This is a genomic window from Peribacillus sp. NPDC096540 (assembly GCF_050278525.1).
Lineage (GTDB): Bacteria > Bacillota > Bacilli > Bacillales > DSM-1321 > Peribacillus.
Window position 1 is genome coordinate 42,189 of record NZ_JBNNTG010000031.1, and the last position, 23,630, is coordinate 65,818.

The 23,630-nt window shown below is 39.1% G+C and carries 24 protein-coding genes, 1 tRNA gene, 1 rRNA gene and 1 pseudogene; 6 read left to right on the top strand and 21 right to left on the bottom strand.

The window, feature by feature from the left end:
• Window positions 1–99 precede the first annotated feature (99 nt).
• The 7 genes from ACQKMR_RS21990 to ACQKMR_RS22020 all read right to left on the bottom strand — a co-directional run bounded on the left by ACQKMR_RS21990 (window position 100) and on the right by ACQKMR_RS22020 (window position 10,699).
• Window positions 100–2,454: an FtsX-like permease family protein gene (locus ACQKMR_RS21990; RefSeq protein WP_427699223.1), complete on the bottom strand. Its 2,355-nt coding sequence runs from the start codon at window positions 2,452–2,454 to the stop codon at window positions 100–102.
• A gap of 511 nt (window positions 2,455–2,965) precedes the next feature.
• Window positions 2,966–3,727 carry an SDR family NAD(P)-dependent oxidoreductase gene (locus ACQKMR_RS21995; protein ID WP_427699224.1) on the bottom strand — a complete coding sequence of 254 codons (762 nt, stop codon included), beginning with the start codon at window positions 3,725–3,727 and terminating at the stop codon, window positions 2,966–2,968.
• A 46-nt stretch (window positions 3,728–3,773) separates the two neighbouring features.
• The gene (locus tag ACQKMR_RS22000; RefSeq protein WP_427699225.1) at window positions 3,774–5,051 is read right to left on the bottom strand and encodes an MFS transporter; all 1,278 of its coding nucleotides are present in this window, start codon (window positions 5,049–5,051) and stop codon (window positions 3,774–3,776) included.
• 225 nt (window positions 5,052–5,276) lie between these two features.
• Window positions 5,277–6,695 (bottom strand): NAD-dependent succinate-semialdehyde dehydrogenase, encoded by a 1,419-nt coding sequence (locus tag ACQKMR_RS22005; protein ID WP_427699244.1) that lies wholly within the window; start codon window positions 6,693–6,695, stop codon window positions 5,277–5,279.
• A 102-nt stretch (window positions 6,696–6,797) separates the two neighbouring features.
• Window positions 6,798–8,438 carry a flavin-containing monooxygenase gene (locus tag ACQKMR_RS22010; RefSeq protein WP_427699226.1) on the bottom strand — a complete coding sequence of 547 codons (1,641 nt, stop codon included), beginning with the start codon at window positions 8,436–8,438 and terminating at the stop codon, window positions 6,798–6,800.
• Between the two features lie 98 nt (window positions 8,439–8,536).
• Window positions 8,537–9,460, bottom strand: coding sequence for an alpha/beta hydrolase (locus ACQKMR_RS22015; RefSeq protein WP_427699227.1), 924 nt, complete (start codon window positions 9,458–9,460; stop codon window positions 8,537–8,539).
• Window positions 9,461–9,496: 36 nt separating this feature from the next.
• Window positions 9,497–10,699 carry an iron-containing alcohol dehydrogenase gene (locus ACQKMR_RS22020; RefSeq protein WP_427699228.1) on the bottom strand — a complete coding sequence of 401 codons (1,203 nt, stop codon included), beginning with the start codon at window positions 10,697–10,699 and terminating at the stop codon, window positions 9,497–9,499.
• Window positions 10,700–10,987: 288 nt separating this feature from the next.
• On the opposite strand from ACQKMR_RS22020, the gene ACQKMR_RS22025 reads away from it, so the two are divergent.
• The gene (locus tag ACQKMR_RS22025) at window positions 10,988–11,671 is read left to right on the top strand and encodes a LuxR C-terminal-related transcriptional regulator (protein WP_427699229.1); all 684 of its coding nucleotides are present in this window, start codon (window positions 10,988–10,990) and stop codon (window positions 11,669–11,671) included.
• A gap of 394 nt (window positions 11,672–12,065) precedes the next feature.
• Here ACQKMR_RS22025 and ACQKMR_RS22030 read toward each other — a convergent pair.
• A pseudogene (locus ACQKMR_RS22030) lies at window positions 12,066–12,402 on the bottom strand (cell wall hydrolase); the annotation flags it as partial.
• On the opposite strand from ACQKMR_RS22030, the gene ACQKMR_RS22035 reads away from it, so the two are divergent.
• Both ACQKMR_RS22035 and ACQKMR_RS22040 read left to right on the top strand, forming a co-directional pair.
• Complete coding sequence (locus tag ACQKMR_RS22035; protein WP_340453363.1) at window positions 12,332–12,532, top strand: hypothetical protein; 201 nt, start codon at window positions 12,332–12,334, stop codon at window positions 12,530–12,532. The pseudogene ACQKMR_RS22030 and the gene ACQKMR_RS22035 overlap by 71 nt on opposite strands.
• A 77-nt stretch (window positions 12,533–12,609) precedes the next feature.
• Window positions 12,610–12,846 (top strand): hypothetical protein, encoded by a 237-nt coding sequence (locus ACQKMR_RS22040; RefSeq protein WP_427699230.1) that lies wholly within the window; start codon window positions 12,610–12,612, stop codon window positions 12,844–12,846.
• A 54-nt stretch (window positions 12,847–12,900) separates the two neighbouring features.
• Here ACQKMR_RS22040 and ACQKMR_RS22045 read toward each other — a convergent pair whose 3' ends face one another.
• The 5 genes from ACQKMR_RS22045 to groES form a co-directional block, all read right to left on the bottom strand.
• A complete protein-coding gene (locus tag ACQKMR_RS22045; RefSeq protein WP_427699231.1) occupies window positions 12,901–13,077 on the bottom strand; it encodes a tyrosine-type recombinase/integrase in 177 nt (58 codons plus the stop codon).
• Complete coding sequence (locus ACQKMR_RS22050) at window positions 13,078–13,332, bottom strand: phage integrase SAM-like domain-containing protein (RefSeq protein WP_427699245.1); 255 nt, start codon at window positions 13,330–13,332, stop codon at window positions 13,078–13,080.
• Entirely contained in the window at window positions 13,299–13,430 is a 132-nt protein-coding gene (locus tag ACQKMR_RS22055) for a hypothetical protein (RefSeq protein WP_427699232.1), read from the bottom strand. Before ACQKMR_RS22055 ends, ACQKMR_RS22050 begins: the two co-directional genes overlap by 34 nt.
• Window positions 13,431–13,555: 125 nt before the next feature.
• Window positions 13,556–15,193, bottom strand: a complete 1,638-nt coding sequence (groL, locus tag ACQKMR_RS22060) for a chaperonin GroEL (RefSeq protein ID WP_427699233.1) — start codon at window positions 15,191–15,193, stop codon at window positions 13,556–13,558.
• A 59-nt stretch (window positions 15,194–15,252) separates the two neighbouring features.
• Window positions 15,253–15,537 (bottom strand): co-chaperone GroES, encoded by a 285-nt coding sequence (gene groES / locus ACQKMR_RS22065; protein WP_427699234.1) that lies wholly within the window; start codon window positions 15,535–15,537, stop codon window positions 15,253–15,255.
• Between the two features lie 334 nt (window positions 15,538–15,871).
• Between groES and ACQKMR_RS22070 the strand changes: the two genes are divergently transcribed.
• Together ACQKMR_RS22070 and ACQKMR_RS22075 are read left to right on the top strand one after the other, a co-directional pair.
• Complete coding sequence (locus ACQKMR_RS22070) at window positions 15,872–16,597, top strand: CPBP family intramembrane glutamic endopeptidase (RefSeq protein WP_427699235.1); 726 nt, start codon at window positions 15,872–15,874, stop codon at window positions 16,595–16,597.
• Window positions 16,594–16,806 (top strand): YdiK family protein, encoded by a 213-nt coding sequence (locus ACQKMR_RS22075; protein WP_427699236.1) that lies wholly within the window; start codon window positions 16,594–16,596, stop codon window positions 16,804–16,806. The genes ACQKMR_RS22070 and ACQKMR_RS22075 overlap by 4 nt, the downstream gene beginning before the upstream one ends.
• Before the next feature lie 27 nt (window positions 16,807–16,833).
• Here the strand turns inward: ACQKMR_RS22075 and ACQKMR_RS22080 are convergent, their stop codons facing one another.
• Window positions 16,834–17,493, bottom strand: a complete 660-nt coding sequence (locus ACQKMR_RS22080; RefSeq protein ID WP_427699237.1) for a redox-sensing transcriptional repressor Rex — start codon at window positions 17,491–17,493, stop codon at window positions 16,834–16,836.
• A gap of 34 nt (window positions 17,494–17,527) precedes the next feature.
• Window positions 17,528–18,037, bottom strand: a complete 510-nt coding sequence (moaC, locus tag ACQKMR_RS22085; protein ID WP_427699238.1) for a cyclic pyranopterin monophosphate synthase MoaC — start codon at window positions 18,035–18,037, stop codon at window positions 17,528–17,530.
• Window positions 18,038–18,166: 129 nt separating this feature from the next.
• Here moaC and ACQKMR_RS22090 point away from each other — a divergent pair, with 129 nt between their 5' ends.
• A complete protein-coding gene (locus tag ACQKMR_RS22090) occupies window positions 18,167–20,086 on the top strand; it encodes an ABC-F family ATP-binding cassette domain-containing protein (protein WP_427699239.1) in 1,920 nt (639 codons plus the stop codon).
• A gap of 282 nt (window positions 20,087–20,368) precedes the next feature.
• Here the strand turns inward: ACQKMR_RS22090 and tsaD are convergent, their stop codons facing one another.
• From tsaD to rrf, 6 genes are all read right to left on the bottom strand, one after another.
• A complete protein-coding gene (gene tsaD / locus ACQKMR_RS22095; RefSeq protein WP_427699240.1) occupies window positions 20,369–21,382 on the bottom strand; it encodes a tRNA (adenosine(37)-N6)-threonylcarbamoyltransferase complex transferase subunit TsaD in 1,014 nt (337 codons plus the stop codon).
• A complete protein-coding gene (gene rimI / locus ACQKMR_RS22100; protein WP_053348961.1) occupies window positions 21,379–21,831 on the bottom strand; it encodes a ribosomal protein S18-alanine N-acetyltransferase in 453 nt (150 codons plus the stop codon). Before rimI ends, tsaD begins: the two co-directional genes overlap by 4 nt.
• A gap of 25 nt (window positions 21,832–21,856) precedes the next feature.
• Window positions 21,857–22,549 (bottom strand): tRNA (adenosine(37)-N6)-threonylcarbamoyltransferase complex dimerization subunit type 1 TsaB, encoded by a 693-nt coding sequence (gene tsaB / locus ACQKMR_RS22105; protein WP_427699241.1) that lies wholly within the window; start codon window positions 22,547–22,549, stop codon window positions 21,857–21,859.
• A complete protein-coding gene (gene tsaE / locus ACQKMR_RS22110) occupies window positions 22,549–23,001 on the bottom strand; it encodes a tRNA (adenosine(37)-N6)-threonylcarbamoyltransferase complex ATPase subunit type 1 TsaE (protein ID WP_427699242.1) in 453 nt (150 codons plus the stop codon). The genes tsaB and tsaE overlap by 1 nt, the downstream gene beginning before the upstream one ends.
• Window positions 23,002–23,226: 225 nt before the next feature.
• Window positions 23,227–23,300: transfer RNA gene (locus ACQKMR_RS22115), tRNA-Met, on the bottom strand.
• Between the two features lie 71 nt (window positions 23,301–23,371).
• Window positions 23,372–23,487, bottom strand: a 5S ribosomal RNA gene (gene rrf / locus ACQKMR_RS22120).
• Window positions 23,488–23,630: the final 143 nt, after the last annotated feature.

The following is a 23,630-nucleotide window of genomic DNA, read 5'->3' on the forward strand; positions in this document are numbered from 1 at the left end:
TCAGGAATCTGCATTCTTATCTGCATAGGGGCCTTCACACAGGAGACTTCTTCTGCCTTAGCAGATACACTTCCTGCCCGAACCTTTTTTTCAGTACTTCTAACTTCTTAAAACGACAGATAAATCATCTTTTACGGCTACCTTACAGGACACAAATATCGTAAAGCCGACTACTACAATCAGCGTTAACGGACATAGCAGCCAAGTCTGCCATACAACATGAACAAATTCAATTTTTGCAGCTCCCATAGAGGACATTGCCATACTTACAAGTAACTCCCCTAAATAATTAGAAGCCAGCACTCCAACTATGATTCCCAATATCAGTACCATCATAGTTCCTGCCATATATTGATGTTTAATATTTTTAGAAGTTAATCCCATACTTCGCATGATTGCAACCTGAGACATATCCTTTGATAATAGCATCCGAAGGAATAGTGCCGTTATCAATACAGCTATGATTACTGCAATGGCGAATGCGCCTATCACAACTGTGCTCATCTGATCAATGATATTTCCAAGAGTCTGCCGTGTATATTCTTTGATATCATTGACCTGCGCAGAATCATAGGCATTCTGGTAGTAGTCCATTTTCTCACGAATATCAACGCCTTGTGCCACATCCATGTACACAATATACCAAAGAACGGCCTCATCATTTACTCCAAGACTGGTATGCGCCTTTGCTGTTTTCCCGCCATTTGTAATATCTTGATAAATACCAGTTACTTTCAAATTCTTTTCTTCCCCGCCAACCTTTACTGCTACTTCATCTCCTACGTTCTTGTTTAATCCGTCTTTTGACGCATTGGCAAAGGAAAGTGAGATTTCTCCTTCACCCTTCGGTGCTCTTCCTTCCAGATAATTTAAAGGAAATACGGAAAAATCTCCGGTTTCAATATTCATATAGTCCCAGGAACCTTCCGCATTTTTGACCTGGTAGGAACTTGTGATGTAGGCCGCATACTTTTCAATATCCGAATCATTTTTCAGCTCTTCCTGCAGCTTTTTAAAATCTTCTGTAATACTATCGTTCCTTCGAAGATCGATTCTCATATCGGACTTTCCTATTCCCATGTATGTGGAAAATTCTGGTGAATTCATGGTGTTATAAATATTTATAGGGAGTATTACAATAAACGTACATGCGATAAAAATAAAGAACAGTAGCCTGTATAATTTGAATCGTTTCCATGCATCCCTAAGTCCCATATAAATATTGGTGCTGAAGAATTTGTTCTTAAGCAGTGGAAAACTGTATTTTTGGTTCTTTCCACGCTCCATAGAATCTTTCCGTAAGGCTTCTACCGCAGAAATCTTATCGATTCTTTTCAGTACTTTCTTGCAATACATCACAATGATGAAATATACCAATAATGGAGCCATAAGAGATAGTACATATTTTAAGTTTCCTGATAAATCCGAAGATATGTAAAGTCTCATATTACCGTTAAACAGATGTACCACGGCAAAGGAAAGCAGATAGCCTATTATACCGGCTACTACTGACATGACTCTGTATTTGTTAAGATATACCTTCTTTATATCTTTTTTTGATATTCCTATTGCTTTCATCACACCGATTTCTCTTAAATCTTCATCAATGGTTGCAAGAAACGTAAGTCTGATACAGAGCGAAGCTATAATAATCAGCAGAATACTGATAAGTATAATGACCATTGCAACTGCCGCATCTGACATGGCATTAAACATCAGAAATATCTTTCCTCCGACTGTAGGACCGTTTGCTGGAAGACCTCCTTCGATATATGCAGTCTGAATTCCTTGAGAATCCCCGTTTTCATGCAGTTTGAATTCGATTAGATATTCCAGTTCCCCGGCCTGCTTTAAAAGCATTTCATTATAGTCTGCCTGATTAATAACAAACCGTTTCGAAGAAGTAAGGGAAGAATTCATCTCATAATCTCTTGCATAATCTGAAATGACAAACTCATTCTCATACTCTCCGCTTTTCACCGTAATCGTATCACCTATTTTTAAGTCATATTGTTGCATGAAATAGATGGGAACCGCCACTTCCCCTTCCGTTACATCCAGCTTTTCATTATCCAGATCCAATATAAAATCGAATTTTTTATTCTGTACAACATATGAAATATCCTGTACAGTTCCAGCCATCGTTTGATTATTGCCGAAATGAATATTACTTCCATCCAAAGTCAGAAGAACCATCGTCTCCTGCATCGCTATATTCTCACGCTGTTCTTCTGTAAATTTATCGATTTCTGCCTGATCAAATTCTCCGGAATGCATCTGCGTAATGTCAGCTGGTACTGCACGTTCCTGCAGGTCCGACATCGACTGAATCAGATTGGCAATGTTATTTATCGCACTAGCTCCCAAAAGAACTGCCATAGCGATAAATACAAATACTGAAATTGTTACAATTTTCTGCCTGACAAAATCATTCTTTACCATCTTTAAAAACAAAATTTTTCCTCCTTCTACATAGATAATTTTTTTCTATTTTATTCTTGTCTCTATCAACCTTGCACATTTCTTCAAGGGAATAATTTCTTCAACTTTTGAATTAATAATGCTCTTAATGAATCTTTTTTAATTTCTATAACTTTTTCATTTCCAGAACAAGCACTAAGCATGGATGTTGCAAATCTTAATCAAAAACCTTTGAAAAACTATACATGCTGATTTCTTAGTAGACTTGACCTGAATGATTATTGAGAGTACAAAGTAATCATACAAAATGGTATTTATTAGGTGAACTAACTTAAGCCTAATTATTTACTAAGCCCGCAGCCCTATTTTAGTAAGTTGACTATGGGAGGTTATTAGAAAATAATCGAAATGGAGTGAAGGAAGTGGAGGGAGTAACAATTGCTTCAACAGCAAGGACGCGGGTAATTCTACGATCCCCATAACAAGGGGCTCTTTCTTTTGAAAGAGCCCCTTAAATCGCTATATCAAATTTTTTCACACAATCTTATGCCAGATTCCCTCCGTCAATGAGATAATGACTTCCTGTAATATAAGTAGCTTTATCTGAGGCTAAAAACAAAACAAGTTCCGCAATTTCATTCGTTTGCGCATATCGATTCAAAGGTACTTTCGATAATGCTCTTTCTCTCATTTGATTCGCATGCTCTGATCCTCTACCTTGCTCAATGGCCTGCATCATTCTAGTTTCGACATACCCAGGGCAAATCGCATTTACGCGAATCCCCATTCCTGCTGATTCTATGGCTGCTGTTTTAGTCAAACCAAGAACGGCATGTTTAGAAGCCGAGTAAGGAGCTAAACCAGGGGAGCCTTTTAACCCCGTAATGGATGACGTATTAATGATACTTCCAAATTTTTGCTCCATCATGGGAGCCATCACATGCTTTAAACCAAAAAAGACACCTTTGATATTGACATTCAATACCTTATCTAAATCCTCAGCATTGGTTTCTATAATGGAAGCAACCTTTCCTTCTATTCCCGCATTATTAAAGAAGACATCAATTTTTCCGTACTTCTCCTTCGTTTGCTGAACAAAATTCTTCACCTGTTCTTCACTTGTCACATCAGCAGTTTGTAGCAAATAATCCTCTAGCTCTAGTTCCATTACAAGCGACTCTAATGCTTGGGCATCCATATCGACTAACGACAGTTTTGCTCCTTGTTTGGCAAATAAACGAGCCGTTTCTTTACCAATTCCTCCTGCTGCCCCTGTGATTAATACAACTTTTTCTTCAAAATCCATTGTTCTTCCCCCTTACTGAATTGTGCATGTACCAAATCCATACTTCTTAAGAACTTGACGCTGCCTTTTCTATATTAACCAATTTGTTTTTTTTCTTTTTTCCTTCCGGATGAACATAGGCTATAAATAGTATTGCAACGATCACCATAATGGCAGCAATCATTAGAAACGAATATTTAAACCCTTGAATCGAATTATCGACTCCAACGTTTTGGATTATAAATCCAACGGCCATTGCGCATAAAGCTGCTGCAATATTCGAAAAAGCGACAATCACTCCAGAGAGAGTTGATGTACGTTCAGGAAGTTGATTGCCAATAATGATATGAGATGTTGAAAGAATTAGGAAACTAAATCCATATGCCAATGTAATTCCCAAGGTTGTCCACACAACCGAGTTCGTAAAATAGAGTGATCCAAAAATTAAGCCAGCAATAAGCATACCAATCCCTGTTACTTTCACCCGTCCCTCACGCAAGCTTTGCGTTTTTTTAAATACGCGGTCAGAGATAGTTGCCATCGACAGCGACACAATCATCGATGTCAACCCGACTGTCAATGTGGCATACGCCATTCCCATTTGCGATATTTGAGTTACTTCTAAAAAGTATAAGGGCATCCAAATCTGCATCCAACTCGATAAACAAAAGAACCCGAACGTCATAAACAACGTAAATATGCTAGTTCTTGACAACAAAACTGGGTATAATTCCGACCAAGGAACTTTCCTTTTTGGAGTGGAGTCGTCCATCACTTCAAGTTCTTCAAGTTCTGGCGTTTTTTTAGGAATTACCATAACCCACACGACTACCAGAACTAAACTGAATAATCCCATAATAGCAAACGAGTGTCTCCAACCTACTACCTGGAGTAGGAGTACAACCAAAGGAGCAACCGCATACGCTCCAACCGTTGAACCTAGTGTAAAAATAGTAGTCACCCTTGCCCGCATAGAGGGGGGGAAATAAGCAAATAATTGTCTAAGGGATGCCGGAGCATAGCCACCTTCAGCAAATCCAAGAAAAATACGATACAAAAGAAGCGTTGCAAAACCGCCGATTAAATAACCTCCAAACTGGAGTAGTGACCACGCCAAAAGCATAAAGGCAATAATTTTCTTAGGTGAGACTTTATCAGTAATAAATCCCATTAAAACCGCAGCTACAGGAAATATCCAGAAAAAACTACTACCAACAAGTCCCCACTGCGCATAACTTAAATTCAATTCTTCCATTAAAGGACCAACAGCAAGCCCGACAACACTCTTGTCTGCAAAGTTAATCAAAAAGCCAAAAAATAGAATGACTAGAACAATCCAACGCATAAACATTCCCCCTCATTTATGGGTATTTATTTCTTTTTTAAAATATTGAAGCTACAAAGAAGGAAGGATTAAACTGCATCCTTCCTTACTAGACAAGACACCCGCTGAATAGTTAAGTACCTCGCCTTCATCTCACCTACTTGATGAGGTGAAGGAAAATAAACAAGTTTAATAGTACCTAATACTATTTCAAAACGGATTGTTTAGCTCTGTATCAATCATCTATTAAATCTGTACAGAAATCATTTTTATATCTAAATAGTCATCCATTCCATACTTTCCACCTTCACGCCCCATACCGCTCTCTTTCACGCCACCAAATGGCACTTGAACTGCAAATGGAATCGCATCATTCACTCCGACCATACCGTATTCCAATTGTTCAGAAACACGGTACTTGCGGGAAAGATCTTTTGTATAGAAGTAAGATGCAAGTCCATATTCAATGGCATTTGCTCTTTCAATCACTTCTTCTTCGCTCTTGAACTTAATCAGTGGAATGACAGGACCAAAAGTTTCCTCCCGAGTAATTAACATTTCATCCGTAACATCCGCTAAAACAGTAGGAGGATAAAAATAACCATTGGAGTAGTCTTCCCTTGTCAACCTTTTTCCACCGTTAAGTACACACGCCCCTAAGAGAACGGCATCATCCACTTGCTCTTGAACTTTGTCGATTGCATCTTCATAGATTAATGGGCCCATTCCATTTTGTTCATCCAATCCATTACCCACTTTGATTGTTTGAACTTTTTCTTTCAATTTCTCTGCAAATTCCTCATATACATTTTCTTGCACATAGATTCGGTTTGGACAGATACATTGTTGTCCATTAGAGCCAAATTTACTTATTACCAAGCCGTTAACTGCCAAATCGATATCAGCATCATCAAATACAATAAATGGAGCATGTCCACCTAATTCCATTGACACGCGTTTTACAGTTTTTGCAGATTGTTCAATGAGGATTTTCCCAACTTCCGTTGAACCCGTAAAGGAAACTTTTTTTACGATACTGCTGTTCATAATCGTGTTGACAATAGGGCCTGATTGCCCAATGAGGAGATTAGCCACGCCTTTCGGCAAACCTACTTCATCAATAATTTTAAACAATGCAACGGATGACAACGGAGCTTCCCTTGAAGGTCTTAGAATCACTGTACACCCTGTCGCTAGAGCCGGTCCCAATTTCCTAGCTGCCATAGATAGTGGGAAATTCCAAGGAGTAATAGCTGCCACAACACCAATAGGTTGTCGAATCGCTTGGATACGTTTGTTAGCAATCGATGGAGGAATGACATCTCCGTAAACTCTGCGCGCTTCTTCGGCATACCATTGGAGAAAGGCAATCGTTGAACCTACTTCTTGCCTAGCGTGATGAATGGTTTTTCCCATTTCTTTTGTGATTATTTGAGCGATTTCTTCCTTGTTCTCTCCCAGCTTCTCTACAATCCGCCATAAATACGAACTACGCTGTTCTGCTGTCAGTGCTGACCATTGAGGAAATGCATTCTTTGCGGCTTGAATAGCAGCATTCGTCTCTTCTTCGCCGACAAAATAAACAGTATCTACCGTTTCCCCTGTAGCTGGATTATTTACTTCAAATACCTTATCTGTTTCTAACCATTCTCCATTGATATACATCATTCAACGCTCCCTTTGCGATTTTTGTCTACCGGAAAATCCGAACTAAATATCGTTGGATTTTCCGGAATAATAAAAATTATTAGGACTCAATACAGTCTTTTAAGAAATCGTCTCTTTAGAGCGCGAAGGTGTTAACGTAAATCCTTCGTAACCTTTAGCTGTTACTTCATCACATATCTTACGGTAGTTCCCAACTCCACCAGTATAAATTGGGAATCCACGTGGCTTATCTTCAATATTTGCACCCGTATACCAAGACGCCACCTTTGTAAAAAGTGTAGATTGAGCTAGTTCTAAACAATTCTTACTCCATGTTTCTTCCGCTTCTACATTTGCCTCAATTGTTTCTAATTTATTCTCACGTAGATATTCGATACAATCACCGATCCATTCAACATGCTGCTCAATTGACACAGGCACATTTGATAGCACTGAGGGACTCTCAGGACCAGTAATCATAAACATGTTAGGGAAACCAGCATTGGCGATACCAAGGTAAGTTCTCGTTTGTGTTCCATCAGCCCATTTATCTTTAAGTGACACACCTTCTTTTCCACGAATATCAATCTTAAACAATGGTCCTGTCATCGCATCGTAACCTGTAGCAAAAACAATAACATCCAATTCATATTCTGTTTCTGAAGTTTTTATCCCTTTAGGCGTAATCTCAACAATTGGCGTCGTCTTTACATCTACCAAAGTAACGTTATCACGGTTAAACGTCTCATAATAATTAGTGTCAATAACAGGTCGTTTTGCAGAGTAGAAGTAGCTTGGTTTTAATTTCTTGGCTACCTCAGGATTTTTAACAACGTCATCGATCTTACAACGAATAAATTCACTAGCCGTTTTATTGGCTTCTTCGTTTACCATTAGGTCATTGTACGTTTGACTAAACCCTAATCCGCCTCTTTCCCAAATCTTTTGGTATTGCTGCTCACGTTCTTCTGGTGTATCATCCAATGCCGATCTATTATTAACTGTCGCATGAAGATATCCCATTGAAGACCAACGAATTTGTTGTCTAATCTCTTCATAATTTTCTTTTGTTTGACGAATAAATTCTGCGTCATATGGATAGTTTCTTGCAGGAGTACTATACGCCGGCGTTCTCTGGAAAACATTGAGATGGCCTGCTTCTTCCGCAATGACAGGGATAGATTGGATTCCACTTGAACCTGTACCAATCAAACCGACGCGTTTATTACTGAAATCTACCTTTTCATGTGGCCAACGTCCAGTGTGGTATGCCTCTCCTTCAAAACTATTCAATCCCTTAAAGTTAGGTATATTTGATGCAGATAGGCAGCCTACCCCAGTGATGAAATATGTGGCAGTTAAGTTAGTACCATCGGCTAGTTTTATATCCCAATTTTTATTAATTTCGTTGTAATGAGCAGATGTAACACGTGTATTGAACTGAATATCACGGCGTAGGTCGAGCTTATCTGCCGCGAAATTAAGGTACCTTAATATTTCTTCCTGAGCCGGGAATCTAGTAGTCCATGTCCATTCCTGAAGGAGCTCATCAGAAAACGTATAATTATAAATGATACTTTCTGAGTCGCATCGCGCTCCCGGATAACGATTCGCGTACCATACACCCCCAACATCTGCCGCCGCTTCGAAAGTACGGACAGAAAATCCAGCTTCACGTAAGCGATATAGCATATACATTCCCGAGAAACCTGCTCCGATAACGACTGCATCTAAATTAATGATTTGATTTGTATTTGCCATTTTTATTCCTCCCTATATTCACAATTTCGTTGTATTTAAGAATGTATCGATTGTCACACCAGATAATTAAATACATCCGGTAAAATTCGTAGGCTTATTTATTCGTCAAAGGATGAACGCAAGTGGCGGGCTACTTGACCAATCGCCTGCTTGCCTTTGTCCATAATTCCCGCCATCCAGAAGAATCCGTGAATCATCCCTTCGAAGCAATTGGATTCCACCTGAATACCCGCTTCCTGCAATCGATTCGCATAGGCTAATCCCTCGTCTCGAAGTGGATCATACCCTGCTGTAATGACTAGTGCTGGTGGAAGATTGCTAAGATCTTCAGATAGTAGCGGTGCAACATATGGGTTCAATTTGTCTTCTTCAGTTTTGATATAGTGTCGAGCAAACCATTCCATGCTATCCTGAGTGAGGAAATATCCTTCTCCATTTTCCTTGTACGATGTCGTACTGAAAGAGAGATCTGTTACCGGATAGATCAAAATTTGGGACACGAAAGTTGGTCCTTGCTCATCTCTTGCCTTCATTGCGACACATGTAGCCAGATTTCCACCGGCACTGTCCCCACCTATAGAGATTTTCGTCGAATCTCCCTTCCATTCACCTGCATGATTAGCTACCCATAATGCTGCTTCATAACAATCTGCAAGAGGAATAGGGAACTTATATTCAGGAGCTCTGCGATAATCAACAGAAACCACTATGCACTCTGCCTGATTCGCAATGCTACGACATGGTACATCGACTGTATCAAGATCCCCTAAAACCCATCCCCCTCCATGAAGATAAATAAATATCGGGAAAACCCCTTCACCTTCAGGGGTATAAATCCTCACCTTGATTTCGCCATCTTTCACAGGTATCCAGTGCTCTTCTATCTTCGCTACTGACTCTGCTGGCCCCGCCAATTTTTGTAGCGCCACCCCATTGGCACGGTTTTCTTCAGGTGTCATAGCAGAAGTTGGTTTTCTTTCTCCTAACATCTGCAGGAAGTCCTTTGCTTGAGTATCTAACATGATTGGATTCATACCTCCTTCGAATAGGTTATGGGTTCACTTTGCTGGGATAAATCCGGCAACTTCTTCAGTCACTTTGATAATAATATCCGCTGGAATCAGGAATTTGCCTGATGCCGAATCACTTTGTACTTCCTCCACAATGTATTGGAGAATATCAGAATCTAGATTAAATTCAGCAAATGTATCAGATAACCCAACTTGCTGTCGCAAATCACGGATGAATTCGATAACCTTCGTCAAACATTCTTGAGGATCGGCCGACAGATTTTCAATTCCCAACGCCTCGGCAAACCGTTTAATTTTCGGTAAATATAAAGCAGGCAGTGCATCCATTACATTTGGTAGAAGTACCGCGTTGGCCAAACCATGTGGAATTCTAAACTTAGCACCAAATACATGCGCCATATTATGCACCGGCACTCCATTGTTTCCAAATCCAAAAGCCGTTATTGCCATTGCACTCGCCATTAACATATTGCCTCTAGCTTCTACGTTAGATCCTTCCTTAACTACATTTGGTAAATTCTCTGAAATCAACTGGGCAGAATACAAAGCATAAGAATCAGTAAATGGAGTAGCTGTTGTCGAAAAATAACCTTCTATTGCATGCGTCAAGGCATCCATTCCCGTAAATGCTGTAATCTTCGGAGGCAGTCCCACCGTCAATTCAGGATCCAGAATCGCCATGTCAGCATTGAGATACGGAGTCCTTACCACTACTTTTACACCTAGTTTTTCATTATAAATAACAGCCATTGGCGACACTTCTGCACCCGTTCCTGCTGTCGTAGGAATTGCCACATGTGGAATTTCCATCGGTTGGGCTTCTGGAGGGAATTCCCTAATGCTCGTATGAAGTACTTCCTCCGTATTGTCATATCCTTTATGCAGCATCCACTTGATACCTTTTACAGCATCCAGCACACTTCCACCCCCTAGGGCAATCAGCGCGTCCGCTCGAAGTTCTTTAGCAACCCGAACGGCTTTGGTAATATTCTCTGCCTTGGCATCTTGTTCAATTTCATCAAAGACACCTACTAGTTCTACAGTTTCCTGAGAATTTCCAAATAAATCGATAATTTGGGCAGCAACGCCCGCTTGTACGATTCCTTTATCCGTAATCAAGATGGCCCGCTTACCGCCTAACCCCTGAATCATTTGTGGTAGCAAACTTCTAGCCCCAGCCCCACTAGATATGGATGTTCTTAAATGAAATTCAGCAAAAGTATTACTCATTTCCGTCACCTGCTTTCTAATATTAAGAGTCATTTAATTAAAAATGACTTTTATCCTTACAGTTATTCTTTCAATTGTAATCGCTTACAAGTTTAATAATAATTTTAATTTCCCGTTTTATATATCCCCTAAAATTAAGGGGATTCCTATGAAAAATTCACTTTTCCTCTCGAAATAATCGATAAACTTGTTATCTTAAGGTTTCCATCCAATTATTAGCATAATTTGTAATGACATATTTTTTTGATATAATGTGAATATTCAATCTCATTGAAAAGGAGGATATTTATGCTTGATGCAGCTATAAAAAAACAAATTCAATCTATTTCATCAGTTCCTTCTCATTACGAAAAACAAATCCTTGCCGTTCGTGGATTTATGGATCTTTTTAACTTTTCCCGTGTAAGCCTCTATTTCTATTCGACACTAAGTAAAATCGGTGAAGGTATATTATGTATAGATCAACAAGTGGTATCTTCCTTGCAGGAGTGGAGAGAAGATGTTCGGAACATGCCTCCCATCTATTCAGCCATCAAGGAAAGAAAGCCTAAGCATATCGATTCACAATCAATTCTCCAACTTCCAATAAAGTTTACCAATGGCGTGACTACTGAACTTATAGTAGTTCCCATTAGCTATAGCTCACACGTTGTTGGCTATGCCTGCATGGGGAGTACAGATTCCTTTACCGTTGATGATAGCCTTCTTCACTCTTTAGGTATGTATGGGCAACATTTAGGGCAAATATTTGGAGAAGATGACTACCCTGGAAGCACCAAAAGTATTAGCAAGCGGGAAATCGACGTATTGCAGAGAATGTCTTGGGGTGAGAGCACGAAGATAATGGCTGTATCCCTTGGCATTAGCGAATTTACTGTCCAGGATTATGTACAATCCGCCATTCGAAAACTCGAGGTGTTCAATCGAGTGCAAGGAGTAGCCGAAGCTTTGCGTAGAGGTATCATCCAATAACAACACCTAATATCACAGTCAACTGACAATATCTAACCAGCAACTGTCTGTTGTCATTCTAGATTATTAGTCTAGGCATAATTTTTGAATACTATTTTACTTCCTTCTAAAGGGTAATCTGAACACTAAAAAGAACTATTCGCATAGTGCTTTTAGTGGGAAATAAGCATTCCTTATTAGAAAAAAGACCTTTCATCAATTTCATAGATTGATGAAAGGCCTTGATATTTAGAGTGGTTTTTGGAGCTTATGTCCAATAAAATGACCACGGTTTGACGAAATATGCTCTTACCCTTGATAAAACAAAAGTTTAGAATTTACTACATTTCTTATAGTATGAGAACAATCTCATTTATTTATAGCCTTAAAAAATGAATAATAGCTCCTAGACAACCTACCCCATATGAACGCTTTCATATGTTCCAGCTGATGGTTCATAAAAACAATGATTTTTAAATTGACCTGTAAAGGTTGGCCATACCATGTTGGAGGACAAGGAGTATATGGATTAAAATACCGAATGGCATATTTCGCTGGATGTTCTCTCCAATAATTCAAAGTCTGTTCTGCTAATTTTTTTCAGAAGGTCTCGCTCTTTGATAAAACATATTCCCCTTTTGAACAGCTTCAAAAGAATAATTGCCACCTTGTATTTGAAAAATGACATCTTCAATTGTCCTAACATCTTTAAAGTCTGAACAATCGGCTACAGCACGATTAACAATTACATTCAGTACATTTGCAAAAGAATGGCTCACCATCTACAGTGAAGCCAAAGACGTAAAGCCAGGAACCATACGAGTCAGACTTCATGAAATTTCGAAGTTGATGCCCTATTTTGCACAACTAAAACTTGAATAAATTTCCAGAAAGTAATATCAAGATACTCTAAACTTTTTAAAGATAGTACAAGGGAAGGAATACATCGAACTGGGAGGATGATTTTTCGAAAAGCATTAGAATTAGAGCTTATCAAGAAGGACCCTACCGAGTTTGCCTATCTTAAAAAAGTTAAAAATACCATTGAACAGCTAGAGGAAGAAGAAGCCCCTAAGTATTTGGAAAAGGAAGAACTTGCACTGTTCTTAAAAACCGCTAAGAATGGAGGATTGACGCTAGACTACTTAATGTTTCTTATCCTATCCTATACCCAATGTTGCTTGCAAAAAGTTTGATACCCAGAAAGTTCTTTTGATAATTTTTCTGTAAGTGGAATTGTTTCTTTTCTTCTATTCTTGCCGAAAACAGAAATTATTTTGATTAATGAAATCAATATCAGACCATTGAAGATTAATGATTTCTCCTCGCCTAATACCTGTACCAAGTATTGTAACGATTATCATGTAATCACGATAAGCAAAATAACTCTCTTCTCTCAGCTTGATACGTCTGTAGTAGTTCAACATTTACCGAATTTGGTCATCGCTGAAAACAGCAATTTTAACATCTTCTTTTTGCCTTTTAACTCGTTTTGCAGGGTTGTTTTTAATGACTTCACATTCAACCATATAATTTAAAAACGCTCGTATCCTTAGGAGTTTGGTATTTATTGTGCCAGCCTTATTCCCCCTTTCTTGGCACTCTATAAGAAATTGACGTACATGACTGTAAGTAATATCCTCGACACTTACAACCTCTTTCTCGATGCAGTATTCACAAATCCTCCAAGAGAAGTTTCATAATTTCTTATGTTTACCTTTGTTGTGTTCTTAAAACGTCTGTCATCTAAAAAGTCTTGATACCCAAATTTCAACAACATAAAAAGACTACCTCCTAGTTTTTAGGAAGTAGTCTATACTTTAGAAATAAATCATTTACGTGACCAGTTCTCAAAATGAGCGAAAAATAGGTTTAACTATTTCTCAAATGCTAGGCTTAAAAGCCTTACATCATGCCGCCCATTCCGCCCATGCCACCCATATCAGGCATGCCCATGCCACCTGCACCAGCAGGTTCTGGTTTGTCAGCAACAACTGCTTCTGTTGTTAAGAACATTGCTGCAACAGAACCAGCGTTTTGTAGAGCTGAACGAGTTACTTTAGTAGGATCCACGATACCAGATGCGATCATGTTAACCCATTCGCCAGTAGCTGCATTGAAGCCCGTTCCAACTGCTTCACCTTTAAGGCGTTCTACGATTACAGAGCCTTCAAGTCCAGCATTGTGAGCGATTTGGCGTACAGGCTCTTCGATAGCACGAAGAACGATTTTCACGCCTGTTGCTACGTCGCCTTCCGCTTGAATTTCTGCTACTTTATTGTATACGTTAAGAAGAGCTGTACCACCACCGGCTACGATACCTTCTTCAACAGCAGCACGAGTAGAGTTCAATGCATCTTCAATACGAAGTTTACGTTCTTTTAATTCTGTTTCAGTAGCTGCACCGACTTTGATTACTGCAACACCACCAGCTAATTTAGCAAGGCGCTCTTGTAATTTTTCACGGTCGAATTCAGAAGTTGTTTCTTCTAATTGAACACGGATTTGGTTTACACGAGCTTGAATTTGAGCTGTATCTCCAGAACCTTCAACGATTGTTGTGTTCTCTTTTGTAACAACCACTTTAGACGCACGTCCTAAAGATTCGATTGTTGCAGATTTAAGATCAAGTCCGATTTCTTCAGTGATTACTTCGCCGCCTGTAAGAGCTGCGATGTCTTCAAGCATTGCTTTACGACGGTCACCGAATCCAGGAGCTTTAACCGCAACTGCATTGAATGTTCCACGAAGTTTGTTCACAACAAGAGTTGCAAGCGCTTCGCCTTCTACATCTTCAGCAATCAATAATAGTGGTTTCCCTTGTTGAACAACTTGCTCAAGTACAGGAAGGATTTCTTGGATATTCGTTACTTTTTTATCCGTGATTAAGATATATGGATTGTCTAAAACAGCTTCCATTTTATCTGAATCTGTAACCATATAAGGAGAAGCATATCCACGGTCGAACTGCATACCTTCTACAACGTCCAATTCAGTTGTGAAACCTTTAGACTCTTCGATTGTGATGACGCCGTCGTTACCAACACGTTCCATAGCTTCAGCAATCAGTTGACCTACTTCTTCATCATCTGAAGAGATAGCAGCAACTTGTGCAATCGATTCTTTGTTTTCAACAGGTTGAGAAATAGCTTTTAATTCTGCAATTGCAGTATTAACCGCTTTTTCGATTCCTTTACGGATACCCATTGGATTAGCACCAGCTGTTACATTTTTAAGACCTTCACGAATCATCGCTTGCGCTAGAACCGTTGCAGTAGTTGTACCGTCACCAGCTACGTCGTTTGTTTTGCTCGCTACTTCAGCAACCAATTTCGCACCCATGTTTTCGAATGCATCTTCTAATTCGATTTCTTTTGCGATTGTTACACCGTCATTTGTGATAAGCGGTGAACCGAATTTTTTCTCAAGAACCACGTTACGACCTTTTGGTCCAAGCGTTACTTTAACTGCATCTGCAAGTGCGTCCACACCACGAAGCATTGAGCGGCGTGCTTCTTCACTAAATTTAATTTCTTTAGCCATTTATAAGTACCTCCCTAAAATTTTAAGAAAATTTTCGTTCAGTTAAGTTTGATGTATAATTAGCCAATAATAGCTAAAATGTCGCTTTCACGTAAAATTAAGTATTCAGTATCTTCGTATTTCACTTCAGTACCAGCATATTTTGAGAAGATAATTAGATCGCCTTGGGCAACCTCTAAAGCAACACGTTCGCCATTTTCAAGAACACGGCCTGTACCAACTGCTACGACCTTACCTTCTTGTGGCTTTTCTTTTGCAGTATCAGGAAGAACAATACCGCTTGCCGTTTTTTCTTCAGATTGAACTAGTTCAATAATAACGCGATCACCTAATGGTTTTAACAAGTGAAACAACCTCCTCATATTCTCTTGATAATTTGCTTTGTGATTATTAGCACTCTTCATCATCGAGTGCTAACACATTTATAATATTAAATAAACCGAGCCTTTTTTGCAAGTATCTTATCGAAAATTTTTTATTAATTTCTGATAAATTCTGGGTATACTACTTTAGGATAATGTTTCTTTTAGCAAAGTAGATGAAATGTTCTTATATGCGTACGTTTAAGTGGAGTTCTGTCTCATTATTTGATACCATTTTGGAGTATACGTTTAGGGATTGTCCCCATGTCAGGACCGTTATAAGAGAAAGCGGACTAAATAAAAGGAGTTTTCATTTTTGAAAAAAGAATATTGGTTCGTCATCATCACTTACATAGCCATGCAATTATCCAGTATTGTTGGGGTACCCCTTTTCATGCTGATCGGGTCTTCAACTGGAATGCCTGCTGATGAACTCCAAGTGAAGTCTGCAGCATACTGGATTGTTTTCAGCTTTCTCATTGCTCTATCCTTGATCCTGTTGTTAATGAGAAAAGATATGAGGGAAAAGATGGACAGAAGCACTACAGCTTCCATTCCCACGTCCATATTATGGGCATTTGCCGGAGTGTTCCTCGCTCTTTTTGCGCAAATCATTGCTGGAATCATTGAACACATGCTCGGGGTAAAGACTGAATCTGAAAATACGCAGAATCTTATTTCACTCATATACGAAGTCCCAATAGTCATTTTCGTGACTTCAGTAATTGGACCTATTTTGGAAGAAATCCTTTTCCGGAAAATCATTTTCGGATCACTTCATAAACGCTTTAATTTCTTTATTTCTGCTTTAATCAGCTCAGTTATTTTCGGCTTGGCGCATGGTGAACTCGAACATCTTCTTTTATATTCAGCAATGGGCTTCACCTTTGCTTTTCTTTATGCGCAAACGGGCCGCATCCTCGTTTCCATGAGCGCACATATTGCTATGAATACGCTTGTTATCATCTTTCAAGTTGTAAAACGGGAAGATATTGAGAAGATGCTAGATACTGCACAGGCCTTCATCGGAGGTTTATTATGAAACGTCAATCACCATTATTCATGGGTATCATCTATGCAGGCTTAGGAGCTCTTTTTACCGCTATCGCGATTCAAACCGTTAGTTCTTCTGGATGGGGAGTTTTTGCCTACATACTCGTACTAATTGCGACACTAGACTTTGGGTCAGGGTTACGTATGATCATGCTGCACTTTAAAATTAAATCCGTAAACAAAAAGAAGAAAAAATAAAAAACGCTGCGAAGACGCAGCGTTTTTTTATTCCTCTAATGCAACTTCATCAACTACAGGATAATGCTTTAAAAAGTAAATGAGAGACTGAAGCTCTACAGCCAGATCAATGTGGTGAACTCTTATGGACGGCGGTACAGTCAGCCGAGCAGGCGTGAAATTCAATATTCCTTTAATATCAGCTTTAACTAAACGATCGGTTATCGTCTGAGCCACTTGGGCAGGTACTGTCAAAATAGCTGCTGTAATATTATTTTCCTGCAAAAGGGTATCGATTTGGTCCATATGATAGATTGGAACATCAGCAATTCGCTTTCCAACCTTATCTTCAGACACTTCAAATGCCATTTCAATTTTTGTATTATTATTTTTCAAAAAATTGTAATTTAAAAATGCGGTCCCTAAATTCCCTACCCCGATTAAAGCGACTTTTGTCAATTCATCTTGATCTAGTGTTTTTCTGAAGAAGGATAGTAAATAATTCACATTATAGCCGTAGCCCTTTTTTCCAAGCGCGCCAAAGTAGGAAAAATCACGGCGTATTGTAGCCGAATCAACTTTTACAGCTTCACTAAGCTCTGCCGAGGATACTCTTTGTTTACCTGAGGAATGTAAGTTCTTTAAAAATCGATAATATAAGGGCAACCTTTTAGCTGTTGCCTGCGGTATCTTTGGGTCATGGTTCATCGTTCTTCCCCGCCTTCACACATGCTTTTCAAACTTATTCTTCTTTATTTGTTTGATTCAACTGTCTTTTGTAATCGTTACTAGATACTCCACCTGTTTTCTCCACTAAAAATGTAGGCCCGATTACCATTCCTTTATCAATAGCCTTACACATATCGTAGACAGTTAATGCCGTCACGGATGCAGCTGTTAACGCTTCCATTTCAACACCTGTACTCCCTTTTGTCTTGGCTTCTGTTTTTATTTTAAGCCTATAACCTTGTTCTTCTTTTACCCAATCAAAGGCTATATTGACCCCTTGTAGAGATATAGGGTGACACATCGGGATTATATTGGATGTATTTTTGCTGGCCATGATGCCTGCAACCTGTGCAACTGACAGAACATCACCTTTTTTCATTTGCTGGTTCGTGATTTTTTCATATATTTCATCGTTCAATAAGATACTCGATTGAGCTGTTGCCGTCCGAATGGTTTCAGGCTTCGCACTCACATCAACCATTTTAGCTCTGCCTTGTTCATTAAAATGCGTTAAGTCTCCCATTAGAGCCCCTCCTAAATCATACACTATTATTCCACATTATGTAACAGCTTGTTTTTCCTTAGACCTCAGCTGTTGCCGATAATTACTATAATACGTTACACTAACAATAATCAATTGAGGTGAAAATTTATGATTTTATTACAAATCAATCAACTATCAAAATATTACGGAGCTGAACTTATTTTATCAAATATGAAGCTCGAAGTTCAAAATAAAGATCGAATTGCATTAGTTGGCCGAAATGGCGCTGGAAAATCAACTCTGCTAAAAATCATAGCTGGACAACTTTCCCATGATGGCGGCGAGATCATCAAACCCAAAGGCGTCTCTATTGGCTATATGGCACAGGATACAGGTTTAGAATCCGAACTTTCCATTTGGGATGAGATGCAGACTGTATTTAAAGACCTGCTAAAACAAGAGAAAGAACTGCGCCGACTTGAGGCCGAAATGGCCAAACCTGATACTTTTGATAACGAAATACTTTATCAAAAGGTATTAAATGAATATGACACTTTACAGGTAACCTTTAAGGAAAAGGGGGGCTATCAATATGAAGCAGATATCCGTTCCGTATTACATGGTCTTCAGTTTGGTGACTTTGACTATTCCACCCTCATTTCCACGTTGAGCGGAGGCCAAAAAACACGGCTTGCATTAGGGAAGCTGCTTTTAAAGAAGCCCGATATATTGATTCTAGATGAGCCAACAAACCATCTGGATATCGAAACTCTCTCCTGGCTTGAACAATATTTACAAAGTTACCAAGGTGCTGTACTTATTGTTTCCCATGACCGCTATTTTCTAGATAAAGTTGTAAACCAGGTGTATGAAATTTCAAGAAATAATATGAAAAAGTACTATGGTAATTACAGTTCTTACTTAGAAGGAAAAGCGGAAGATTATGAACGGGACATGAAGCAATTCGAAAAACAACAAGGTGAAATCGAAAAACTGCGCGACTTTGTTCAACGTAATATCACAAGAGCTTCGACCACGAAAAGAGCGCAAAGCAGACGCAAGCAGCTCGAAAAGATGGACGTATTGGACAAGCCGCAAGGTGATGAAAAATCCGCTAATTTTTCATTCCAGATTGAGAGGCAAAGCGGAAACGAAGTACTCCATCTTCATGACTTGGCTATCGGTTACGAAGGAGAAACTGTATCAAAAAATATAAATTCCCGAATGACAAAAGGAGAAAGTATAGCTCTTGTTGGCCCAAATGGGGTTGGAAAATCAACGTTATTGAAAACGATCATCTCTAAGCTGCCTGCAATTTCTGGCGATTTCCGTTTCGGAACAAACGTTGAAGTCAGCTACTATGATCAGGAACAAGCCAATTTGATTTCTAATAAACGCGTACTCAATGAATTATGGGATGACTATCCCCTTAAACCGGAAAAGGATGTACGCACGGTACTCGGTAATTTCCTTTTTAGTGGGGACGATGTTTTGAAAACAGTTTCGACATTAAGCGGCGGTGAAAAGGCCCGGCTTGCTCTAGCCAAAATGATGATGGAAAAAGGGAATTTTTTAATTCTTGATGAACCAACGAACCATTTAGATCTCGACAGCAAATTAGTGCTTGAAAATGCTTTGATAGATTATCCAGGAACCATTCTTTTCGTCTCACATGACCGTTATTTTATTAATCGAATTGCAACAAAGGTCATTGAGCTATCTAAAGACGGCAATGAAGAGTTCCTCGGCGATTATGATTACTATGTAGAGAAAAAACAAGAGCAAGCAGAAATCGAAGCACTCGAACAACAAAATAAATCAAAAACTGTAGAACTAATCGTTGAAAAGACAAACTACAAAATTGATAAAGAAGCAAAAAAAGCAGAACGCCAGCGAAAACGCCGTATCGAGGAAATCGAAGCAGCCATGGAGCTACTGGAAACTGAAATAAACGAATATAATGAGCTCCTTTGTGACCCAAACGTCTTTCAAGACCATGAAAAGGTAATGGAAGTTCAGACGAAGCTCGATAAAGCACAGGAAACTTTAGATCAGCATCTTGAAGAATGGGCTGAATTAGAAGAATAAACAAACGGACCGAGTTATTTGACTCGGTCTTTACATGATGTTTTGAAAAGATCCCCACAAAGTTATCCACATTTCTATACACAAACAAGTTGCTACTAAATAGGTACTCAATTAATTTATCCACAATATCCACAGAAACTTATACACTTATCCACATAACGATCGGTTATACACAGTGGCCTTGATAAATAAAAAAATGTTATCCACAGAATATTCTATTTTTTATAAAAAACATGATAAAAAGACAGGATACCGAAGTTTGGTATCCTGCCTTTATTATCGTTAGAAAACTTCTAAATCTAATCCGGGGTTTCCGTTCAAGTCTAACCCAGAGCGCTTCCCTTTTTCGAACATGACACTTGCAGCTGCACCAATCATAGCTGCATTATCCGTACAAAGATATAAAGGGGGAATAGAAATATTTATTGGTAAATCCATAAAGGCTTCAGTAAGTGCTTCCCGCAGGCCTTTATTAGCGGCAACCCCGCCTGCAAGTAACACCTGTTTCACATCATATTCCTTAGCAGCTTTTACAGCTTTTGTCACAAGTACCTCTATGACGCTTGCTTGGAAGCTTGCTGCCAAATCTTTAGGTTCAATTTTTTCTCCACGTTGTTCTGCATTATGCAAAGTGTTAATTACTGCTGATTTCAAGCCGCTGAAAGAAAAGTCATAGCTGCCATCCAGCCATGCCCGAGGCAGTTTCAAAGATGGTGAACCTTCTTGTGCAAGCCTATCGATATGCGGACCGCCTGGATAAGGAAGACCTAAAGTTCGAGCTACTTTATCATATGCCTCTCCTGCTGCATCGTCCCGCGTCTCTCCTATTACTTTAAAGGATCCGGGCTCCTCTAAAAGCACCAACTCCGTATGGCCTCCTGAAACGACTAATGAAAGGGCTGGGTACTGAATTTCTTGAACAAGCCTATTTGCATATATATGGCCCGCAATATGGTGCGTTCCAACAAGCGGGATTCCATGAGCAAAGGCCACAGCCTTTGCAGCATTAACACCTATTAGCAATGCCCCTACTAGCCCAGGACCTTCCGTAACAGCAATAGCGTCCAACTCTTCATACGTCACACCAGCCTGAAGTAAAGCCTCTTCAAGGACGATTGTAATCTGCTCTACATGGTGTCGGGACGCAATTTCAGGTACAACACCACCAAACCTCTTATGACTTTCTATTTGTGAAGCCACGACATTGCTCAATATCTCTGTTCCATTTTTTATGACAGCTGCGGCAGTTTCATCACAGCTGGTTTCAATACCTAATATAATTTGATCTTTTTTCATGAAAAATTCACCCACATAACATAAGCATCTTCTTGATTATCTGTATAATAATTTTTACGAATTCCGCCCTTTTGAAAACCTAGTTTTTCATAAAGTGAAATGGCCACTGCATTACTAACACGAACTTCAAGCGTCATCCTCACAACGCCCATGCTAATTGAGATTTCAATCATCTTTCTAAGCAGAGCTTCACCTAGCTTTTGCCCTCGATATTCAGGTAAAATAGCGATGTTGGTAATATGCGATTCATCAATGACAATCCATGCCCCGCAATAACCGGCAATTTTCCCTTCATCTTCAATAACCATGTAAACAGCATATTGATTATGATTTAATTCATTAAAAAAAGCTTCCCGGCTCCAAGGCAAAGTAAAGGATTGTTTTTCAACGTTTAACACTTGGTCGATATCTTCCGTTTTCATCTTTCGAAACGTCAATGTTTTACTCATAATAATCGGTCGCTTTCCTATTATTTTATTTCCCCTGCTGTTCGAGCCACTTAGCTTCCGCTTCAGCCATCCGAATATAGTTCGGTACAAACTGGTGTATGTCCACTTCAGTTTTGTTTAGACCAATAAATGCAAGTTCGCTTGGTCGGGAGTTAAATAACTGTTCGGGGGAAAATACTGCTAAATTCCCTAACACTTCCGTAATCGCTTCCCGATGGATTTCCACATCCTGACCAACAAATAAAACAGGACGCTTTAATTCCTTTAATCGAATTGCCCATTCAGAGGATAGAATATTGCAATCTTCAATAACTGTTTTTAACACATTATTTTCTATTTCATATAATCCAGTATAAATCTGGCCTCTTCTTGCATCAAACAAGGGCGAAACTAACCCGTTAAAATAACGTCCATTAGCAGCTAAAACTTCTAAACTAGAAACAGCTGATAATGGAATTTTCAGCGTCCAGGCTAATGTTTTTGCAATTGTCACGCCTATCCTAACCCCTGTATAAGATCCAGGGCCTTGAGCAACCACAATTTTAGTCAATTCCTTCGGACTAGTGTCACAATCCCTTAATAGGGTCTCAATTGCTGGCATCACTCGAACCGAATGATTTTTCTTTAAATTCGTAGTATACTCGCCAATTACTTGAGTTCCATTTATTAGAGCAATCCCTAACGTGAAGTTCGATGTATCTATAGCTAAAACCTTCATCAAATAATCTCCTTACATAACGTAACATACCGTTCGCCTTTTGCTTCTAAGACAAGACGGCGGCTTGTATCACTAAGACGATAAATATAAATAGTTAAGATATCATTTGGAAGCTGGTCTTTAATTAAATGAGCCCATTCCACAACGGTCACACCTTCACCATCAAAATATTCATCAAAACCTAAATCTTCTTCGGATTCACTTACCCGATATACATCCATATGGTATAAGGGTAATCTCCCAACGTATTCCTTTATTATCGTAAAAGTTGGGCTATTCACAGTTCTCGATACACCTAAACCCTTAGCGAGACCTTTTGTGAACGCCGTTTTCCCTGCTCCCAAGTCCCCTTCTAAAGCAAGTACATCACCACTTGAAAGCCTTTGTGCTAATTCCTGTGCAAAATGCGCTGTTTCTTCCTCGTTCTGAGTAATCCATTCAAATTGTTGCATATATCAATCACCTTTATCTTCTATTAGGAAAATGTTCTCTAATTTTATCCCGAGAACCATAAATGCAATACTTAAAATGAAGCTAACACCATAATTATATCCCTAATAAAGCATTCTATATGTAGTTTACCTTGTTTCAAAAGAAGAAACAAATAAGTTAGGGACATTATTATCCAAAATTCAGATAAAACAAAAAAACGAAACCAAGGTTTCGTTTTTTCATGATTGCGGGGACAGGATTTGAACCTGCGACCTTCGGGTTATGAGCCCGACGAGCTACCGGACTGCTCCACCCCGCGACGGTATAAATGTTTCTTTTATAAAATTTAGTATGCCCTTTTTAAAATAAAGGATACAATTAAAAGTTATAGCTTGGCGGCGTCCTACTCTCACAGGGGGAAACCCCCAACTACCATTGGCGCTGAAGAGCTTAACTGCCGTGTTCGGAATGGGAACGGGTGTGACCTCTTCGCTATCGCCACCAAACATTTAACTCTTTATCAGAACATTTTTTATTATAACATGCGTCCTAATAAAATGCAAGAAGAAATTTTCATTCCTTCAAAACTAGATAATAAGAAGGTATTTCATTTTTTTAAAGCTATGGTTAAGTCCTCGATCTATTAGTA

Coding starts and splice junctions, on each gene's coding strand:
- ACQKMR_RS21995 (WP_427699224.1), bottom strand. CDS start 3,727: ATGGATTTTGAAGAAAAAGTTGTATTAATCACAGGGGCAGCAGGAGGA.
- ACQKMR_RS22000 (WP_427699225.1), bottom strand. CDS start 5,051: ATGCGTTGGATTGTTCTAGTCATTCTATTTTTTGGCTTTTTGATTAAC.
- ACQKMR_RS22005 (WP_427699244.1), bottom strand. CDS start 6,695: ATGTATATCAATGGAGAATGGTTAGAAACAGATAAGGTATTTGAAGTA.
- ACQKMR_RS22010 (WP_427699226.1), bottom strand. CDS start 8,438: ATGGCAAATACAAATCAAATCATTAATTTAGATGCAGTCGTTATCGGA.
- ACQKMR_RS22015 (WP_427699227.1), bottom strand. CDS start 9,460: ATGTTAGATACTCAAGCAAAGGACTTCCTGCAGATGTTAGGAGAAAGA.
- ACQKMR_RS22020 (WP_427699228.1), bottom strand. CDS start 10,699: ATGAGTAATACTTTTGCTGAATTTCATTTAAGAACATCCATATCTAGT.
- ACQKMR_RS22025 (WP_427699229.1), top strand. CDS start 10,988: ATGCTTGATGCAGCTATAAAAAAACAAATTCAATCTATTTCATCAGTT.
- ACQKMR_RS22035 (WP_340453363.1), top strand. CDS start 12,332: ATGACATCTTCAATTGTCCTAACATCTTTAAAGTCTGAACAATCGGCT.
- ACQKMR_RS22040 (WP_427699230.1), top strand. CDS start 12,610: ATGATTTTTCGAAAAGCATTAGAATTAGAGCTTATCAAGAAGGACCCT.
- ACQKMR_RS22045 (WP_427699231.1), bottom strand. CDS start 13,077: ATGTTGAACTACTACAGACGTATCAAGCTGAGAGAAGAGAGTTATTTT.
- ACQKMR_RS22055 (WP_427699232.1), bottom strand. CDS start 13,430: ATGTTGTTGAAATTTGGGTATCAAGACTTTTTAGATGACAGACGTTTT.
- groL (WP_427699233.1), bottom strand. CDS start 15,193: ATGGCTAAAGAAATTAAATTTAGTGAAGAAGCACGCCGCTCAATGCTT.
- ACQKMR_RS22075 (WP_427699236.1), top strand. CDS start 16,594: ATGAAACGTCAATCACCATTATTCATGGGTATCATCTATGCAGGCTTA.
- ACQKMR_RS22080 (WP_427699237.1), bottom strand. CDS start 17,493: ATGAACCATGACCCAAAGATACCGCAGGCAACAGCTAAAAGGTTGCCC.
- moaC (WP_427699238.1), bottom strand. CDS start 18,037: ATGGGAGACTTAACGCATTTTAATGAACAAGGCAGAGCTAAAATGGTT.
- ACQKMR_RS22090 (WP_427699239.1), top strand. CDS start 18,167: ATGATTTTATTACAAATCAATCAACTATCAAAATATTACGGAGCTGAA.
- tsaD (WP_427699240.1), bottom strand. CDS start 21,382: ATGAAAAAAGATCAAATTATATTAGGTATTGAAACCAGCTGTGATGAA.
- rimI (WP_053348961.1), bottom strand. CDS start 21,831: ATGAGTAAAACATTGACGTTTCGAAAGATGAAAACGGAAGATATCGAC.
- tsaB (WP_427699241.1), bottom strand. CDS start 22,549: ATGAAGGTTTTAGCTATAGATACATCGAACTTCACGTTAGGGATTGCT.
- tsaE (WP_427699242.1), bottom strand. CDS start 23,001: ATGCAACAATTTGAATGGATTACTCAGAACGAGGAAGAAACAGCGCAT.